This window comes from Vibrio sp. 2132-1, from assembly GCF_033344315.1.
This window is the reverse complement of record NZ_JAWPON010000009.1, coordinates 80,791-100,152: the sequence shown is the minus strand read 5'-3', so window position 1 is coordinate 100,152 and position 19,362 is coordinate 80,791. Positions and strand designations below refer to the sequence as shown.

Sequence of the window (19,362 nt, the reverse complement as noted above, 5' to 3'; positions counted from 1 at the left end):
TCTTGGTCGTAGAGTATTGGTTATCGAAACCATTAACTCATGTTAGTGAAAGGAAATTCCTGAACTCTATAGTGCTTCTTTCACCAATCTTCTGTTTGGGCCATTATCTCTAACATCCAGACGCGAAATAGCATAAGATACACGGCCTTTACTAGCACTGAGCCACTCATCGTAATGACAGATAAAACACAGCAAGCGACATTTGCCGATCTTGGCCTGATTCCAACATTAGTCGAGCGACTAGAAGCGTTGGAATACAGCCAACCGACGCCCATTCAATCCCGTTCTATTCCTGATATCCTTGAAGGGAAAGATATTATTGGTGGTGCCAATACGGGGTCTGGTAAAACCGCTGCTTTTTCGCTGCCAATCTTGCAAAAAATTGTTCAGCAAGACGAATCAAACAATCGCCGTGGCAACTTCGTTTCCCACCTGATTTTAGTACCAACTCGTGAGTTGGCATTACAGGTGGCATATAACGTCAAATCTTACTCATACCATCTCAGAGATAAGATCAAAACGGTTGCCGTATTTGGTGGTGTATCGGTGAACCCACAAATGCTGGCGCTTCGTGGTGGCTGTGACATTATTGTTGCAACGCCGGGTCGATTACTTGATCTGGTATCCAGTAACGCGATTAAGTTGGACCAAGTAAAAACGCTTGTTCTTGACGAAGCCGACCGAATGTTGAGCCTCGGATTTACCGAAGAACTCAATAAGATTCTTGCGTTACTACCAGAGAAGAAACAGACGCTGTTATTTTCTGCTACTTTCCCTGATAAAGTCACGACGCTGGCTCAGCAGTTGCTCCGCGACCCTGTTGATGTTCAGTTGCAGAGCGCAGAAGCCAGCACTTTGGTGCAGCGCGTGTTTAGTGTAAATAAAGGTGAGAAGACGGCGGTACTCGCGCACTTAATCAAACAGCATCAGTGGCGACAGACTTTGATTTTTGTGAATGCTAAGAATGCCTGTAACCATTTAGCTCAATAGCTGTCAAAACGCGGTATTACCGCTGAAGTTTTCCATGGTGATAAAGGGCAGGGCGCTCGTACTCGTGTCCTTGACGGTTTTAAGTCTGGCGAGATTCAAGTTCTTATTGCCACTGATATCGCAGCACGCGGCCTTGATATTGAAAAACTTCCAGTGGTGATTAACTTCGATCTTCCGCGTAGCCCTGCTGATTATATGCATCGAATCGGTCGTAGTGGTCGTGCTGGTGAAGTAGGTTTAGGATTATCTCTTATCGATTACGACGACTACCACCATTTCAAAGTGATAGAAAAGAAAAATAAGTTCCAACTTGAACGCGAGCAGGTAGTCGGTTTTGAAGTGGAAGACGATCAGAGTGAAGCCTACTTTTTACCAATGAAGCCGCGAGCGAAGCCGGCAGGTACGGGTAAAAAGAAGAAAAAGCGTAATCAATAGAAAACGTAAACTACATGTGAGTTTACTTACGGGAGTTGTTAGAGAAAAGGAATGCTCACTAGCTTGAGTCTTCGCTTCTAGCCATTCCTTTAAAGAACAATAGAGCCCTGCTGGAGCTACCAGTAGGGCTCTATTGCTTTTCAAGATAGTGTTATTGGCGACGAGCAGGGCGTCCGCGAGGTGAACGCTTTTTAAATGCAGACGCTGCTTTGGCTTGTGACTTAAGAATAGAGTCAACGGTTAGCGGCATTGGCTCTTTAGGTTCAAGGCCATGAGGGAAGGTACGAGCTCTTGGTGGTAAGTTGTATTCTTCTTCGCTCGCGCGTGGCATGCGCTTAAAGCGATAAAGGTAAAAGTTTTCTAATTTTTCTCTCGCCCATTCGGTTTTCTTTAAATACTTCACGCTACTTGCAATCGAAGGCTTAGTGTTAAAGCAATTAAAACGCATTGCTGTATCTAGAATGTCCCAGCCGTAAAAATCCACTAACTCTTGCAACATAGTCTCTAGCTTTAATCCGTGCAGTGGATTGTTCTGTTGCAGCTCGATTCTCTCTTCGTCAGTCATCATTTTTAAGGGCCTTACTCATTAAAGGGCGGAGTTTAACAAAGTATACAATGTAGAGATATCTATAGTTACTTTGCGATGGATGCGAGCACAGTGCTCTCTACCTTGAAAGTATAAATCGGAATTGGCCGCTCTACTTGGCTCTCTGCTCAAAAATGACTCTTAAAAGTTCAAGCGTCCCAGCTCGATGTTAAATTATTGTGTAATAAGTGAGATTTTTGTTGTTCTTTTACTAATGTCTAATATTCCTACCCATAGCAACACATGCTTAATAAGCTCAAAATCAAAATTGGTTCATGCCGCTTTCTTAGTATGGCCTAGAAGTTTGATGTGGGTGTTGTCTCGTATTGGTCGAAGGCCTGTCTACCAAGCGAAACTCTAGTTGACGTAGTTCAACGTTGAAACATAAAAGGATGACTCAATGTCTGACAAAAGTAAGACTTTTTACAGGGATGTGCGCAAAAAACCGCATGAATTTGAAAGCCGAGAAGACTTTCTAAATCATGATTTAACCGTCATGAGTTTCCGTCGCTGGGGAATTCATTTGCCTTCACGTGATTACAGTATTGAAATCGAAGACTGGGTACCGGCATTAGCAGCAACCATTGGTAAAGTGGTTATGGTCACTGCCATGGTTTCCGCTTTTGCTGCTCAGTTTGGTTTATCTCCGGAATTCATCGCAGAAAACGTGCGTTACGAATTACTTATCGCTGGAGCCCTGTTCGTCATACTGTTTTCTGCCATCCTAAACCCGAATGCAAACTTAGCGGGAACCCATGGCCCAATGATACCGCTGATTCCTATGATTGCAGCTGCAGGAGGGCACCCTCTCGCGCTAGGTTTGATGGTGTGTGTTTTTGGGTTAATTCTCGCCTTAACCAAAGGTGGCTCTAAACTCATGACTCTTACTGGTATCGGGGTTCGAGGAGGGTTGTTGATCTACCTTGGTGCCGTTGGGTTGCTCGGGCAAATTAATAAGACGGAAGCGTGGGCTGCAAGTACGGACCAAGGTTACATTTCGTTTGTGGTCATAGGCCTAACCGTTATGGTTTACGCTTACTTAGCCAAGATCAATAAACGTTGGCTCGCTATCCCATTGTGCTCTGCACTCGCGGGTATTGTTGCTTATTTGATGGGCGCTGAGTTTGCTTTTACCACAGAACCGGGCCTACCTAATTTCAGTCCATTCTACTGGTGGGGGGAAGATACAGGCTGGCAGCTAGGCTGGCCAACCCTAGAGCACTTTATTGCCGTGACTCCATTTGCTCTACTGGCAGTCGCTATGTGGTCCCCTGATTATCTCGGCCATCGTGTGTTTCAAGAACTTAACTACCCAAAAGAAGCGAAAGGTGTACTCATGGATGTCGACGACACGATGGTCGGAGCATCTGTTCGTCAGGGGGTTGGTTCACTCTTAGGGGGCGGAAACCTAGCTTCTTCTTGGGGAACGTACATGATTCCTGCCGCAATTGCCAAGCGTCCTATTCCAGGTGGCGCTCTGTTGACGGGTTTCATGTGTATTGCGGCGGCGGTAATTGGCTACCCAATGGATCTAGCAATGTGGGAACCTGTTCTGCGCGTTGCTTTGATTGTGGGTGTATTCTTACCACTCCTTGAAGCGGGTATGCAGATGATCCATAAGCATAAAGATTCACTCAGTGCAGGTATCTGTATTTTTGCCTGTGCATTCGTTAATCCAGTCTTCGGTTGGGCAATCACGATGCTGTTGGATAACCTCGGGCTTATCGGCGACCATGAGCGTGCTAACGAACTATCGCGCAAAGATAAATATCTGATTCCTGGCACTGCGTTTATCGTATGTGCAGGCTCCCTTGCTATTGTTGGTCAGCTTCCAGGCATTCCAGCTCTTATCGGTTAATCGAATTATGCTCTAAAGGTATAGTGAGAGCAGTGAGTAAAGGGACTTGCTTCTTAAAATAGTAGACAAAAACAAAAAGCTACCTAGTACCAGGTAGCTTTTTGCATGTAGGGTTAGGCTACGGAGTTAGGCTATATGAGTGATTCAATGCCGTATTTTGCGCCGTAGTGTTCAACGACAAAATCAATGTCTTTGTCACCACGGCCTGATAAGTTGATCAAAATCGAGCCGGTTTCTCCTTGCTGTGCGAGTTTAATTGCGTAAGCGACAGCGTGTGAGGATTCAATAGCAGGGATTATTCCCTCTTCACGAGACAGCTCAAAGAAGGCATCAATCGCTTCGTCATCACTGATTGAGCCGTAATTGACACGGCCAATGTCTTTTAAGTAACTATGCTGAGGCCCAACCGATGGGTAATCCAAGCCACTTGCTACAGAGTACACTTCCTGAGGTTCGCCTTGCGCATCTTTAAGCATGTAAGACTTAAATCCGTGCATGATACCTGGCTCACCGAGTGTGAGTGTTGCAGCATGCTCGCCAACCTTTTGCAAAGAGCGGCCCGCAGGTTCAACGCCGTGAATGGCGACTTGTTCATCCTCTAAGAAAGCAGTAAATAGCCCCATCGCGTTAGAACCACCTCCAACGCATGCGACGAGATTATTGGGTAACTTGCCGGTCATTTCTTTGAATTGAACTCGTGCTTCGTTACCGATAATTGATTGGAAATCTCGTACCATTTTAGGGAATGGGTGAGGGCCAACGACAGAGCCTATCGCATAAAGTTGTGTATCAGGATCTTTCAGATAAGCTTCGAATGCAGAATCTACCGCTTCTTTGAGGGTTTTGCGCCCATGAGTGGCAGGAATGACATTAGCACCAAGGATTCTCATGCGGACGACATTCGGATGTTCTTTGGCGATATCAACTTCACCCATGTAAATGTCGCATTTCAAGCCAACCAATGCCGTGGCTGTAGCAAGCGCAACACCGTGTTGCCCTGCGCCAGTTTCTGCAATTAGTTTCTTCTTACCCATCTTTTTAGCGAGAATGGCTTCCCCTAAGCAGTGGTTAATTTTATGTGCGCCTGTATGGTTTAAGTCTTCGCGCTTTAGGTAGATGTCTGCTCCGTATTTTTTAGACAAGTTTTCCGCATGGAAGATTGGGCTAGGTCGTCCAACAAAGTGCTTATACAGGCGAGCGAGTTCCGCTTTAAATTCAGGATCTTTGCTGCATTCCTCATAAGCTGCGTTGATGTCATGCATGATTTGTTCAAGCTCAGGTGGAACAAAGCTACCACCGTATTCACCAAAGTATCCTTCTTCGTTGGGCATAGTGAGATCAAACGAGTTTTTCATTATTTACATCCTAGTTAACGAAAGTATTGATACTTTTATACCCAAAATTTAGAAGTGGTTGTGTGATCAGTTGCTTAAATCAGAGTTCGCGATCTAGTGCACTAGTTAAAAAGTACAACTTGTGTAGGGGATAATAGTTGTGATGTAGAATCAGGTGGTTTGAATAGATGCAAAAAAGCCTCGAGAGATCCTAGGCTGTCATAAGAACCTCTCGAGGCAAACAGAATGCTGGAAATACACTCTGCGATGGTGTCTGGAAACAAAAATTAGATTCGTTTCCTTTGTCAGATATTAGGGTTTTAGAATGAGTCGATGTCAGCGAAATGTCACAAGTTAATTGCGGTATTAAAAGCTTATTTTTTATTTTTGATTAATGGATTAGAAAGTAACCTAAAACAGGCTAACCTACCGCGTGTTCCGCGTCTTTTAAGTTGGACATGATCTTTCTTTGTCTCGAATCGGCGTCTTTAACCAACACGTGCACTTTAGCTCCTAAAGTAAACGTGGCGCTCTGGCTGGAAATTTTTTGTTTGACTGCATCAAATTCGAACTCACCATTTTGGAAACTTGATAAAGGAATGAGACCTTCGGTTCGGTTCCTCTAACTCAACAAATACCCCGAAGTGTGTGACTCCACACGCTGTCCCTATGAAGTGTTGTCCGATAAATGGCTTCATGTAATGACATTTCAGTGCTGACTCAACCTCTCAGCTAGGGATTATGTGCTCGTAGTTATTAGAATTTATTGATTGAGCAGATATATTTAATTTCATTTTTTCTCTTATATTCGCCAATCGCTTTTATTTTATAAACTTTATTTTTATGAGCAAAGCATGAGGCGAAGTGATTCAGATATGAATGAGATTAATTTAATTCCAAACTGGAATTGCAAGGTAGGTTGTGTGATTACCTAAAGATGTATACCAAAGTGACTTTATTGAAAGTAATTAATGATGGTGTGGGAGAGGTAAGTGATTTGGGTATATAAACTTAGATAGAGAATAGTAAGGGCAGTAATAAGTGGAAGGGGATTGTGGCACCAACAACATTGGTGCCACACAAAGAATTACAGAGCAGTTACTTCAGCTGCTTGTAAACCTTTGTTACCTTGTTCAACAACGAACGATACTTTTTGGCCTTCAGTAAGAGTTTTGAAGCCTTCAGAAACAATAGAACGGAAGTGAACGAATACGTCATCACCGCCATTGTCTTGAGAAATAAAACCAAAACCTTTAGTTTCGTTGAACCATTTTACTGAACCAGTTAATTTATTAGACATAGATACCTCTATATTTGATTGTTTTAAATATTGAATTTTTAGCTAATATCAAGTGCTACTATATGATTTTAGAGATAACTATTTTGTCGCAGGAACGTAAACGAGGAATTCGATGTGGAACTGAGAGAAACTTTGATCTTTAATTACATTAATAGCTCTTTCCGTAAGAGCTGATGTGCAGTATACCGACAAAATTAATAAAGGCTAGCCTTTTCTTTTTTATTTTTTGAGTAAACCAAGCGCATTGCTTTCAAAGCATACGCTTGGTGTATAAGACGGCGTGATGTTATAGGTGGCGTCGAGCGCTTAGTGTTTTCTGGTTGGGCCGTTACGAACGATGTCTTTACCATTGTCATATACGTGCTGCGAAACCCAGCGACCGAGGAGCAATTGGTGCTTTTCTCCTAATACGGCAACAAATGGACGACCATCGGTATTAGAGGTGGCTAGCGCAACGCCAGTGACACCTTCAAGGCCAAGAGCGCCGCTTTCTACTAAATGCAGAAATGCCTCTAACTCTTCAATCGTTTCGATTACATGGTTATCAATATTCATTGTATTCAATCTCTTCGAATTGCATTGCGGTCGCGTACTCTACCTAAGTTAAGCGTGGAAACCAAGCTTCTACGTGCGTCATGTAATGAGAGAACCTTGCCCTGCCACTAATCATCAATAAGTTAGTCTCGATAGTCCGGAACTTGCCTAGATTCAATGAGGCAGAAAACACTCTCTGGTTAGACATGAGTCACATAATGTTGTCTGGTTTATCTCATCAATACTTTTGCTATTGGATGGGGTAAAGGGGAGTGCAATAATTTGTAAAACTCTTTTCCTAAAGGCTGTTATGAAGAAAGTCCTGATTACCGGTTTTGAACCTTTTGGTGGTGACGCCATTAACCCCGCCTTAGAAGCGGTCAAGCAATTAGAGGCTGCGGCCATAAAAGGCGGTGTGATAGTTACTTGCCCAGTCCCCGTAGTTCGATATGACTCGGTGAAAGTCGTTATTGAAGCAATAGAAGCGCACCAGCCAGACTGTGTGATTACTGTAGGGCAAGCGGCCGGGCGTAGCGCGATAACCCCAGAGCGTGTCGCAATTAATGTCGATGATTTTCGTATTCCAGATAACGCTGGTCATCAGCCGATTGATGAACCCGTGGTGGCCGATGGTCCTGATGCTTACTTCTCGACGCTGCCGATAAAGCGTGTTGTTCAAACGCTGCAAAAGCAGGGGATACCTAGCCAGATTTCCAACAGTGCCGGAACATTTGTATGTAACCACCTTTTTTATGGCATCCAACATTATCTAAAAGACAAACCTATTCGTCATGGGTTTGTTCATATCCCATTATTGCCAGAACAAGCAGTAGATGGCAGTCAGCCTTCTATGTCTTTGGACATGATAGTCGAAGGGCTAAGGCTGGTGGCGCAAGTTTGTATTGCCAATGATAGCGATATCCTGGTAAGCGGTGGAACGATTTGCTAGTAAGTGTTTTAAAATCCAGTAAGTGTCTGAAAGATAATAATAAGCTCGTCGTTTGATGTTGTAGTAAATGTTAGCTTTGTCAAATTTCACAAGTAGCGAAAGGAGTAGCATTGAATAGTCAGGTTGGATGTTGTTCAAACTGGCATTCCTCTAGTACAGGAGGTGTTAGGGGCTAACTTTACGAAAGGCGAGTTATTATGAAAAGCAACAAAAGTAAGTCAATCGCACTTATCTCTGTCGTTGTTTTCGCGTTGGCTATTGCTGCGCTTAAATTCGAAAACACGCTCGGAGTTCTTCCCATCGTAGTCGCTATTATCGCGTTTTTTACTTGCGTTATTTATACCGGTAGGTACTTGTCCGATATGAAGCGTTCAGAGTTGATAAGTCAGCCCAAACAAGCTCGAAAAATGTGTGCCAACGCATCACGCAATGATCTTGATGAGTGCGATAAAAAGCGTTGAAGCGAGTCACATTCTCCGTATACTTTGCTGGAGCATTAATGCACTAACGTGTCGGAGATAAGCATGTCAAATCGAGTACCAACCAACATACTGACCGGATTTTTGGGTGTCGGTAAAACGACCACGATTTTAAATCTACTGAAGAACAAACCGGAAAAAGAAAACTGGGCGGTTTTGGTCAATGAATTTGGTGAGATTGGCATCGACGGTGCATTGATGACCGACCAAGGCGCGTTGATTAAAGAAGTGCCGGGTGGTTGTATGTGCTGCACTGCGGGTGTGCCGATGTCGGTAGGTATCACCGCATTATTGCGTCAAAAACCGGACCGTTTATTGATTGAGCCGACAGGCCTTGGTCATCCAAAACAGGTTATCGCGACGCTTACCTCACAGCAGTATGAACCTTACGTTGATCTTAAAGCGACGATTGCCTTGGTTGATCCGCGTAACTTAAGTGATGAAAAGTATCTTTCTAACCAAAACTTCGTGGACCAGTTAGACAGTGCAGATGTGGTTATTGGTAGTAAGGTTGACCTATGTTCCAGCCACGACCTTGATGTGTTTAATGACTGGGTGACGGACCAATCCCCTTCAAAAGTATTCAGTAAGCTTATTCATGATGGTGAGTTACCGATAGAAGTCTTGGATATCGAGCGGGTTTACGGCAGCGCTTCTTCCCATATCGAGTCACATCATCATGACCACGCTCATCAAGAGCCTCAATTCCAGTTGGCGCCTGGTGAAGCCTTTGTGCGCAAAGAGAACAAAGGGCAGGGTTATTTTAGTTGTGGGTGGTTGTTTGGGGCAGAGTATAAGTTTGATTTTGAAAAGCTTTTCTCTATGCTTTCGGACTTGACCGCAGAGCGTGTTAAAGCGGTGGTCAATACGGATCAAGGTTGTTACGCGTTTAATGTTGCCAACCGAGTCGTGTCGGTGAATGAAATCAGCTTAGAAGGCTTTGAATCACGATTAGAAGTGATAGATTCTCAGCTGTTGCCATGGGATGAGCTTGAGCGAATTCTCCTTCAGTTATCTGGCATCAAGCGTTAAATCGAACAAAGGTTAAACGAAAACGGTGAACCACTAATATATCTGTGCTCACCGTTTTTTCTTTTGTAGGATTTCAATGAGAAAAGTGAGATAAATCACTCAAATTCGGGTATAGTGCACGGCTAAATTTTTAAAGCTATTTTTAGTGGTTTGTTTAAGGAATACGCTCAATGTCATTTTCATCTCAAGGTTTTGCGCCAGAAGTGGTTAAAGCACTGGCAGAATGCGGTTATGAAAAGTTAACGCCAATTCAACAGAAGGCGATTCCAATGGCTCGCAAAGGCCATGATATTTTCGCTACAGCACAAACAGGTACTGGTAAAACGGCTGCGTTTTCTCTGCCTATGATTCAGCAGTTCCTAGACAGTAACCGTAGCGCTTCTCGTAAGACTGCTCGCGCACTTATCTTGGCTCCAACTCGCGAGCTTGCTGAACAAATTGCTGACAACATCAAAGCTTACACGAAGTACACGAACCTGTCGGTGGCTGCGATTTTCGGTGGCCGTAAAATGTCTTCTCAAGTAACGGCATTAGAAAACGGTGTAGATATCCTAGTGGCTACACCCGGTCGATTGGAAGAGCACATTGAACAAGGTAATGTCTCGGTCGCACATTTAGAGTTTTTAGTGTTTGATGAAGCAGACCGTATCTTGGACATGGGCTTTATTCACTCAGTACGTAAGATCATGCTAGATGTGGATACTGATCCGCAAATTATGATGTTTTCAGCAACGACTTCGAGCCAACTAAATCTGTTAGCAAAAGATATCCTACGTAAGCCTAAGCGTATTGAAGTTGAGCGAGCGAATACGACAGCACAGACAGTTGCTCACGTGTTATATCCAGTTGATCAAGAGCGAAAAACGGAACTGCTTTCGGAGCTGATTGGTCGTAAGAACTGGAAACAAGTGTTGGTATTTGTGAACTACAAAGAGACCGCAAACGACGTTGTAAAAGAGCTGAAACTTGATGGTATCAAAGCGGTGGTTTGTCATGGTGACCGTGCTCAAAGTGCTCGTCGTCGTGCGTTAGAAGAGTTCAAGTCCGGTAAAGCACGTGTCATGGTGGCTACCGATGTCGCTGCTCGAGGTCTAGATATTGAAGATTTACCTCACGTTGTGAACTATGACATGCCTTTCCTAGCGGAAGATTACGTTCACCGAATTGGTCGTACAGGCCGTGCAGGTAAACAAGGTCATGCCGTTTCATTTGTAAATCGAGATGAAGAGCTCACGGTTGTTCAGGTTGAAAATCTAATCCAGCAACGCATTCGCCGTATTGAGCTTGCAGGCTATGAACCAAAACAGCGTGAATCTTACATTGAAAAGCTGCACTCAAAACCAGCGTTTAAGAATCGTCAAGGTCGTCGTAATAACCCGAACCAGTCGGCAACAGACCAAGGGTCGGCAGAGCGTCGTCTTGCTATGGTGAAGCGCCTGAAAGCGCGTCGTGGCGCAAAGTAAATTACACAGTCTGTGTGAAAAGAGCCCCTCAATTGAGGGGCTTTTTTTGTTTTGTCGTTTCGCGTTAATTTAGGCCAAGCATATTTGGCTCACCACGATAAATAATGCGATCGTTTCCTCGGTGAATACCAAACGTAACAATGACGGGTGGGTTTTCCTCTTCACTTGTAGAGCTATCCCAGTCGTATTTCAGCCAAGGGATGCGATTACCTGAGCCGTCTAAATCCAGGTGGAATTGTATTTGCTCGCGTGCTGAGTCAATTTGGCTTGCAACGATATCGGTCATTCTGCCAATACTCATCGTTCCAACGCCAGAAAGCAGGGCGTTGTTTGCTGGCGCATGAGACCAAATTGGCGTGCTGAAGTAATATTCACCACTCGCCGTTGTTGAGTTGTCATCGAAGTTAGTCGTAAATCGACCGTTTTGCCAAGTTTCTACAGCAAGTGGCACTTTGATCACCATGCCTTGGTTGCCACCTACATCTTGAAAGTTCAAACGACCGAATCGAATGTCTGGTTGTTTTGTGAGCACTTCGCTATCGTCGAAGAAGTTTACCTCATCAACGGCTTTTACTGAGACTAAACCTATTTGGCTGATATCACTATTAGTCTCGGTATTGAATGGACCATCAGGATATTGCTTATCTGTCGTGTTCTTTTTCCAGCATGGGCTATTGTTACAAGTCGCATTGGTCGAGGGCTTCTCTATAACAAACGTTCCAACACTCGCGCTACCCAGTAGTTTCCAGTCTACCTTCTTAGGCTTAGGCGGCAAAAACCGATCGGAGTATGAGCTTAGCTCGCCTAAATCGAAATGTTGTTGAAGGTTAGACGAAAAGTGGACGTAATTCTTCACGTTTTCCTTATTCGCATTGAGTGCGACAACATCGTAAGTGACTTTCTCAAAAGGTTGATTCATGTAAGCAAAAGTTTGGCCATGTGGGTAGTGCCATTCTTGGTCTTGCACTTGAAAATATTTTGGGTAAAAACGACCAACGTAACGATAGCCTTCGTTCACAGTCATACCTAGATATTTACTTTCTAGGTTTGCTTTTACTCTCAAGCTCCCGACTTCTTCCCAATATAATCCATTAAAGACGAATTGATCATTCTTGGCTGAATTATGCGCCTGAGCCAGTGAGTCACTACTTTTTAGCAATTTTGAGGTTTGGTTCGCTGTCTCTGATGGCGTATGTTGCTCACTCGACAAGACAACCGATGCTGCTGGAGCGTCATCAAGCGTAAAATTACGGGTGATAGAAGCATCACAATAGCGTGCTGATTCAACAGATCCACTTGCAGAGCCGTCAGGTTGCCAAATGATTGGTTTCACCGTTAGAGAGAAAAGTTCTCCGGCAGCAAGAAACCCTTCTCCTTGTTCAGAGGTGCCAGAAGGCAAAGCACGTTGGTTGTCACAAATAGCGAGTGTCCATGGTCGCGAGTGCACATTAAATGTCCCTTTCACTTCCACTTTGCCTTCTTCTGGACATTCTTCAAATCCCTCACATTCAAAATGATCGGACAATGTCACTTCAAATATGCCGGACTCGTTCGTGACAAGACCATGTTCAGACAAGCCGTCTTTAAATTCCGCTGAATAGCTAAAGTTTCCTTCACTTCCTCCTAATGGTTGAACCAATGGATGAAAAACCTTAGGCGTACCATTGTAGTTGCTTGCCACTACAGGTTCGCCGGTGGAGGCACAAGCAAGCAATCGCGTATGCACGTTTTCTGGTTTACCTGCAATAACGCGTATTTCATTTAAAGTGGCGCTTTTCGTCTTTGAGTAGGCCTCAAACATAAATGGCGTAAACATAAAGCTAACCGTTTGATGCTTGCTGGTGTCTTCTGCCATAGTGAAAGTCAGCGTGTAGTTAGTACCTAACGCGATGGTATCAATATCGTTCGGGACCACTCGAACAACGAGCTCACCATTGTCGTCAGACATAAATTGGTTTGCTTTTAATGTCTGCTGACCTTTGATCACCTCTAAAGTGAACAAGTCAGGGTGTGATAGGGCTGCACTGACTTCTGCGCTTACAACTTCTCCATTATTGGTTGTCATTGCTGTAAATTGCGGAAGATCGTCGCCGCACATCAGTGCCATGTCGTCCGATGGTGTGACGCTGAGGTCGAAGGCGTTCTCTGATGGAGGCGTAATTTTACATTCAGGGATATAAGAAGGAATAGGGCAAGTTGTTGGTGTTTGATTTGCGTAACTACAATTGGGTTCATCAATGCCGCAATAGTGGTTGAAATTTGAACTTGATTCTAGGGTGGCTGTCACACTACCACAAATAGAAGTATTGGAGTTATTAATTGAAAAATGCATTGCCGAAATAGCTTGCTTATTCGCATATATTTTGGTCGTGCCAAAACCTGTATCTACAGTATGTCCCTGAGATGTCAAAGAACCAAAAACTGTCGTATTATTAAGATTTATCCCCGATAGAGCATTAATGTTGCCCACAACTATTGGTGTATTAGAAAGCGACGATTCCAGTTGATTAATTTCTACTTTTGTTCCTTTTGATTTGATATCACCGCAGAACATACCAGATTCGATGTACACGTCACTTTGAGCAATGATGTTGCCATTAAGGACGTTGTGCTCTCCGTGAAACTCGACAGAACGGCCATTTCCACCAACACCATTGGTTTCTATATCTCCTTCGATTTCACTATCAGTTATTTTTATAGAACCTAAAGCAGAGACATTACCTAGTACGTAGCTATTACCATTAATTTTTAACCAAGTTCCTTTAGCTTTGATGTTTATAGGGCTTTCCTTTGAGCCTATGACATTCTGCCCACGGAGTGTTATGGAACCATGAGCGGTTAAAGACGATGAGCTTTGACTACTATTTATAATTTGATCGCCTTTCGGGAGAACAATATTTGTAGTGCAATCGTAAGTAGAACCCGTTACATGAATGGTTCCGTTTTTACAAAAGGCAACATTAGTGTTTGACTTGATATCTGCTAAGTCATAAGTGGTGGCGTGTGAGGTTAGCGGTAAAAAAAGAACCGCAGTGAAAATACTGCAAAGACGCATCATCAAATGTCCTAATGAGTGGAACAAGATGGCATCAAGCGAGCGTGAGCAAATGCTCACTGAAATTGGAATAGCTGCGGTAATTTTTTGTTTTGAAGCCGCTTAGTTATTGAACTTTGGTTATTTTTTATTTCGTATGTCATACCAAAGTTTAGCGGCCTTATTACAACGTAAGTGTCAGGTTAGTTCAAGAGGCAAGTGTGATGTGTGTCGATTTATATGTGTAACTATTTGTTAGTTAAGGATAATAAGTAAGCATGTTGGTTCAGAATCAGGAAGGAAGCGATCCTGATTCTGAATGTTTATAACGCTAGGCAGCGTGAACGATGAGTGGAGCCATCTGATATAACTCTTCTAGTATGGCTTTCGTTTGTCTCGAATAGACCAGGCAATCTCGATCGCCAACGAGCTGAATTGCCCTCACTTTACCTGCAACCAGACATTGCCTAATCGTGCGTAGAACCATTTGGATATCAATTTCTGACGCGCCATCAAGGCTGTTTTTGGTTTTTAGAGATCCAAGGTCGATGCTAATGATTATTTGGTCGCAGTGGTCTAGGTAATTGCCGATCTGTTGCTTAACGTTATTGCGATGACGAAAAGAAAACTCTTTCTCGGTTACCCAATCACAACCTTGATCTTCCGCGTATTCCCACGTTTCTTGCTTTGTATCTTGTTCACTAACACCAGCAAAAAATAATCGCACGTTTTGATAGCGAGAAAGAGCAAAATGGAATGCCGAGCCTAAACGTGGTTCAAGTGTTGGTTTCAAGTTCATGTCATGTCCAATATTTACCACACCCACTTCGTCTCGATAGGACACGACCACAGGTAACATGGACAAGATTGCCTCGGTACAGTTAGTTACTAAAACAGGAATTGAGTGGCGAGAAAGCGAAAGGCTTAATGCTTCCTGAAACTCGCCATTTTCCAGCTTGTCGTGGTTGAAGTGACCAAAGTTTTCAGCGGTTTCATGATCATGCTGTTGGTATAGCCAATCGCTAGCATTTTCCAAACTTTGATCAGCTAATTCAAACGCGCCCTTAGACATGGGTGGCAAATACTCACACACTGTCATAAAAGAAAAAGGGTAATGCTGCGGCTGTTTCACGGTGTGGTGGAGTTTATAGCGTTTGAAAAAGCTTAACATGATGAATTACCTTTCTGGTGGTAGTGCCCTTGCCGCTTGCAGTACATGTAAAATAATGCGCTGCTTATCCTTTTCGACTCGGTGGGCCGGAGCCATCACCGAGACTGCGCCAATCAGTTTGCTTCCTTTCATTACCGGTGCGCTAATACCTGAAACACCAGGGTCAATCTCAGAAGTACTGACGGCATATCCGTGTTTACGGATGGTTGTGAGCTCTTTTTCCCACTCGTCACGTCGGTGATCTTGATTAAAATATCTCAAGATTTTCTCGCATCGACTTTGAGGCATAAAAGCAAGCATCACTTTAGATGAGGCACCGCGCAGCAGAGGTTGACTTTGACCCTGGACGAAGCTGCAACGCAGCGCCTGCATACTTTCTTTCTGTCTGACACAAAGCGCACGATAACCCGCTGGTACCATATAAGCGGCCATTTCCCCGGTTTGTTGTACCAACCTAGCCAGTATGGTTTCGACCATGTCGAGCCCATGTTGCGCGGTCTCATAGCTGTGCATGAGTAATAATGCCGCCGGACCAACGACAAATGTCTTGTCGTGAACGCTTTCTTCGATCAAGTTCCACTCTTTAAGCAGTTTTAAGTGTCGGTAAAGGCTGCTTAAAGGAACGTTCAATTGCTCGCTTAGCGTTTTCGCAGAAACTGGGAACGGACTAACTGCAACTTGCATTAACAACTGCAGTGATTTTTCGTTTACCTGGTTAGCATTAGCTTTGTTTGTCGTCATGAGAGTGTTGTAACGTGTTGTAGGAGTTACGACAAATATAATTCTTAATTACTGAGAAAAGAAAAATAATTTTAATGGGTAATTCTTACATGATGAGAAACAGACAGGTAAAGACTTTCGCAAGTACCGATAGACATAACATGGTGTCGAATTAAAGTCTCAGGTTTGAGGCGCTTGATACTAAATTGGAACAGGAGTGAATAAGACATTGTTTAGTTTGCGGTATTACTCAGCGTTTCGCATACTGAGTTAATCCAAACAAATAATGTTAAAAAACGTGAGTTGCTAGCGGGTATCGGAATCGAGGTACCATCTCAGTAAATCGGTTTTATAAAAGGTTACTTTTATATGCTGAATAAGGCGATTTTTAAAAAAGCCATCATTTTCCTTCTGCCTATTCCCTTGGTTATTGGAGAGGTTTTGTATTTAGCTCGTGAAAGCGTGCAAAACAATCTCAATCATTTATTAGAAAAAAATGTGCAAATTGCAGATGAAATTTTATTCCAAATAGAGACAGAAAACCGCACGGCACTGCTACACCCTGAACGATGTGAAGAGCTCCAGCAAAGCTTAATGTTTGAACGAGATATTGAAGAAATGCTCATTGTGAAAGAGGGAGTCATTACTTGTTCTTCGAAATTGGGAAGTATCTCTAAACCGTTAGCTGAGCACATCGCCTTTCCCAAGGGACAAACGCTAGCGCTTGGTAGTGTTGATAGCTTGTACGATCAGTTCTTGCTAGTGGTAACGGAAGGAGAGCGGGGTTATCAAGCCGTAACGATTATCGATCATGACTACTTTAATGCGACAATAGGGTTTAACAACGATTTACGCCTAAAACGCTCTGCGCTGTTTATCCATGATCAAGTTTCACCAGAAGGAGCATTAAGAGCGGGAAGTAATCCTATCGGTATCAAATCGTCGCAAATGTTTGAGTATGAAGCTTTGAGTGAAGCCAGCGATCTTTTCGTCAAACAGAGAACACTTTCCTATTTTTTGTACTCAATTCCAATTATTTTCGTGATCTACCTTTGCTTGTATGCGTTGAATAAGTTTATTGATCCTCATCGCAATTTGATACTGGATCTTAAAAGAGCGATAAAAAGAGGAGAGTTGACCCTGTATTACCAACCGCAAGTTAACGTTGATACCGGTCAGTTATTCGGGTTTGAAGCGCTAGTGCGATGGGAGCATCAAAGTAAGGGGTTCATTTCTCCGGATGAGTTTGTCCCTGCGGCAGAGCAAAGTGGATTGGTTTTTTTACTTACTGATTTCGTTCTGGATAAAGCGGCAGAGGACTTCAGTAAATTAGGCTTTGATCTGCCTGTCCACCTTGGTATTAACGTGCCGCCTGGCTATTTAGTCGGACCAAACGCGATCAGAAAAATTCAATTGCTCGACAGACAGTTGAGCCGAAACAAAGTCTCATTAGGGGTAGAGATAACGGAGCGTCAGCTCATTGATTCAGAGGCGAGAAAATGCATTGCAGCGCTGCGAGTGCATGGTATTGATGTGCTGATCGATGATTTTGGAACTGGCCAAACCTCGTTAGCATTTCTACAGCACATGCGCATAGATTACTTAAAAATCGATAAGTGCTTTGTCGAAACCATTGGTATTCCTAGCCTTAGTGCTTCTGTCTTAAAAGCGATGGTTCACTTCGCGGAAGAATTACAAGTACAATTGATCGCTGAAGGCGTGGAAACCATAGCGCAAGCTGAACACTTACAGAAGATGGGAGTGAGATATCATCAGGGATACCTGTACTCCAAACCATTACCTTATGAGCAGCTTGCGCAGCGAAGTCATTATGATTGGTAGACGTTAGCTCTATAACACTGAGCATTTTCATCAAACACAAACTCTAACTCATTTTTGATGCTATCTAAGCGGTCTTCTTGGTAGTGAGACACATACAATAGTTGGCTTAAATTCTCTCTAGCGATGAGCTCAAGTGTGTTCTTAACTAACCGTCTACCCAAAAAATCTAACCCTTGATACGGCTCGTCCAAAATCAATAATGTGGGTTGTTTCACGATGGCTCTTGCAATCAGTAATAGTCGCTGCTGACCGTACTCTAATTGCTTGAATGAGGTTTTTTTGTACTGGCTCATATGTAAGATATCGAGCCACTCGTTTGCAATATTCATCTCTTTGCGAGTTGGCTGGTTATACAACCCAATCGAATCGTAAAATCCTGACAAAATGACTTCTAATGCGCTGCAATTGACTCGATATTGGAGGTGTAGCGCTGAAGACACCATACCGATATGCTGCTTAATTTCCCAGATTGTCTCGCCAGTACCACGCTTTTTACCAAAAATATCAATGTCATTGCTGTAGCATTGCGGATGATCGCCAAAGATCAATCCAAGTAAGGTACTCTTTCCACAACCATTTGGGCCTTTGACCTGCCAATGTTGGCCCTTGTCTATGCGCCAGTTCAAGTCAGTAAAAATCTTCTTATCGGTGTATTCAACAGTCCCATTCTTTAGTTCAAATATTGGGTTGTTGAATGGCGTCGAGTGCTGATGCTGACGTATCAAGCTCATCATTTCTTCACTCTGTTGCTCTGACTGAGATTTTATTTGTCCAATGATTGGATGATTATCCCAACTGGACTTATCCATTGTACTATCAAGCTTTCCTGCACTGAAAAGCGCGATGCTATTGATCCACTCAGGCATGTCAGATTCGCGAGAGAAGGTTACGAGTAGTTGCACATTTTGAGAAAGCGAGTGTAAATAGCGAGCGAGAGCAGCTCGGTGCGCAATATCTAAGCCAGTAAATGGATTATCGAGTAATACTAAGTCAGGTTGTGTGGCTAAAGCTCGGGCGAGCATTACTCTTCTGGTTTCTCCGGTAGAGAGAACGCGGAAGCCACTATCTTTAAGATGACTTAGGTCGAGATCATTAATTAGCTGTTCAGTTAAGTTGGTGTCTTGGCTCTGCTCTAGGATTAATGAATAAACAGTGCTCCCTTGGTCGATACGATCAAGAAAATCCGTATCATCCTTTTCTAATTCTCTTTCCAGTAATCGCTGTTGCTCTGATAACGACACTTGCGCAACGGACAGCCCATTTAGCTCAATTTCCCCACTATTTGGTGACATTTCATCACAAATAAGGTCTCCAAGCAGAGAGCCAATATCTCCATCCGCGCTGAATATCCCCCAAGACTGCTGAGTGTTAATTTTCCAATCGTCAATAAACAAGTGTGTCGTGTTTCTCTTAGCTGCAAGCTGACGAAAGTGAATAGTCATTGTGTTTGTCTTCCCTGTTTTCGTTTTAGTGGATTACTTATAACAATTTACGAACTCAGTACGGAAGCGCTTTTGTGTATTAATTTTGAACAGTGCTCAGTCTTGTGCATATTAACGAAGCCTTGTATTAGAGGATAAAAATGCGACTAGAGTCATTAAGTAACAAGTAAACTTGTCAATAATTTTGTTTTAT

14 protein-coding genes and 2 pseudogenes are annotated in these 19,362 nt (G+C 43.3%); 7 read left to right on the top strand and 9 right to left on the bottom strand.

Translation table 11 applies throughout. The features are described from left to right. Positions 1-174: 174 nt before the first annotated feature. A pseudogene (locus tag R8N47_RS11985) lies at positions 175-1,425 on the top strand (DEAD/DEAH box helicase). Between the two features lie 151 nt (positions 1,426-1,576). On the opposite strand, the gene R8N47_RS11980 reads toward R8N47_RS11985, so the two are convergent. Beyond that, a complete protein-coding gene (locus tag R8N47_RS11980) occupies positions 1,577-1,993 on the bottom strand; it encodes a VF530 family DNA-binding protein (RefSeq protein WP_005375544.1) in 417 nt (138 codons plus the stop codon). 418 nt (positions 1,994-2,411) lie between these two features. On the opposite strand from R8N47_RS11980, the gene R8N47_RS11975 reads away from it, so the two are divergent. Then, a complete protein-coding gene (locus R8N47_RS11975) occupies positions 2,412-3,869 on the top strand; it encodes a DUF3360 domain-containing protein (RefSeq protein ID WP_053303744.1) in 1,458 nt (485 codons plus the stop codon). Positions 3,870-4,000: 131 nt separating this feature from the next. Here the strand turns inward: R8N47_RS11975 and trpB are convergent, their stop codons facing one another. From trpB to R8N47_RS11955, 4 genes and pseudogenes are all read right to left on the bottom strand, one after another. Then, positions 4,001-5,224 carry a tryptophan synthase subunit beta gene (gene trpB / locus R8N47_RS11970; protein WP_064354606.1) on the bottom strand — a complete coding sequence of 408 codons (1,224 nt, stop codon included), beginning with the start codon at positions 5,222-5,224 and terminating at the stop codon, positions 4,001-4,003. A gap of 400 nt (positions 5,225-5,624) precedes the next feature. Next, positions 5,625-5,931 (bottom strand): annotated as a pseudogene (locus R8N47_RS11965) (S1 RNA-binding domain-containing protein); the annotation flags it as partial. A gap of 359 nt (positions 5,932-6,290) precedes the next feature. Then, positions 6,291-6,503: a cold-shock protein gene (locus R8N47_RS11960; protein ID WP_005375644.1), complete on the bottom strand. Its 213-nt coding sequence runs from the start codon at positions 6,501-6,503 to the stop codon at positions 6,291-6,293. Between the two features lie 306 nt (positions 6,504-6,809). Further along, positions 6,810-7,058: a hypothetical protein gene (locus tag R8N47_RS11955; RefSeq protein WP_005375646.1), complete on the bottom strand. Its 249-nt coding sequence runs from the start codon at positions 7,056-7,058 to the stop codon at positions 6,810-6,812. A gap of 289 nt (positions 7,059-7,347) precedes the next feature. Here R8N47_RS11955 and pcp point away from each other — a divergent pair, with 289 nt between their 5' ends. The 4 genes from pcp to R8N47_RS11935 all read left to right on the top strand — a co-directional run bounded on the left by pcp (position 7,348) and on the right by R8N47_RS11935 (position 10,960). Next, positions 7,348-7,986 (top strand): pyroglutamyl-peptidase I, encoded by a 639-nt coding sequence (gene pcp / locus R8N47_RS11950; protein WP_064354607.1) that lies wholly within the window; start codon positions 7,348-7,350, stop codon positions 7,984-7,986. Positions 7,987-8,183: 197 nt separating this feature from the next. Further along, positions 8,184-8,447 carry a hypothetical protein gene (locus R8N47_RS11945; protein WP_064354608.1) on the top strand — a complete coding sequence of 88 codons (264 nt, stop codon included), beginning with the start codon at positions 8,184-8,186 and terminating at the stop codon, positions 8,445-8,447. A gap of 63 nt (positions 8,448-8,510) precedes the next feature. Continuing rightward, positions 8,511-9,497, top strand: a complete 987-nt coding sequence (locus R8N47_RS11940; protein ID WP_064354609.1) for a CobW family GTP-binding protein — start codon at positions 8,511-8,513, stop codon at positions 9,495-9,497. Between the two features lie 170 nt (positions 9,498-9,667). Then, complete coding sequence (locus R8N47_RS11935) at positions 9,668-10,960, top strand: DEAD/DEAH box helicase (protein ID WP_064354610.1); 1,293 nt, start codon at positions 9,668-9,670, stop codon at positions 10,958-10,960. Positions 10,961-11,024: 64 nt separating this feature from the next. Here R8N47_RS11935 and R8N47_RS11930 read toward each other — a convergent pair whose 3' ends face one another. From R8N47_RS11930 to R8N47_RS11920, 3 genes are all read right to left on the bottom strand, one after another. Continuing rightward, positions 11,025-14,015, bottom strand: coding sequence for a DUF6701 domain-containing protein (locus tag R8N47_RS11930; RefSeq protein ID WP_409234163.1), 2,991 nt, complete (start codon positions 14,013-14,015; stop codon positions 11,025-11,027). A 310-nt stretch (positions 14,016-14,325) separates the two neighbouring features. Beyond that, complete coding sequence (locus R8N47_RS11925; protein ID WP_064354611.1) at positions 14,326-15,165, bottom strand: arginase family protein; 840 nt, start codon at positions 15,163-15,165, stop codon at positions 14,326-14,328. A 6-nt stretch (positions 15,166-15,171) separates the two neighbouring features. Further along, positions 15,172-15,906 (bottom strand): IclR family transcriptional regulator, encoded by a 735-nt coding sequence (locus R8N47_RS11920; RefSeq protein ID WP_005386192.1) that lies wholly within the window; start codon positions 15,904-15,906, stop codon positions 15,172-15,174. Positions 15,907-16,254: 348 nt separating this feature from the next. Between R8N47_RS11920 and R8N47_RS11915 the strand changes: the two genes are divergently transcribed. Next, positions 16,255-17,727: an EAL domain-containing protein gene (locus R8N47_RS11915; RefSeq protein ID WP_064354612.1), complete on the top strand. Its 1,473-nt coding sequence runs from the start codon at positions 16,255-16,257 to the stop codon at positions 17,725-17,727. Here R8N47_RS11915 and modF read toward each other — a convergent pair. Then, positions 17,715-19,169 (bottom strand): molybdate ABC transporter ATP-binding protein ModF, encoded by a 1,455-nt coding sequence (gene modF / locus R8N47_RS11910; RefSeq protein ID WP_064354613.1) that lies wholly within the window; start codon positions 19,167-19,169, stop codon positions 17,715-17,717. The genes R8N47_RS11915 and modF overlap by 13 nt on opposite strands. Positions 19,170-19,362 lie beyond the last annotated feature (193 nt).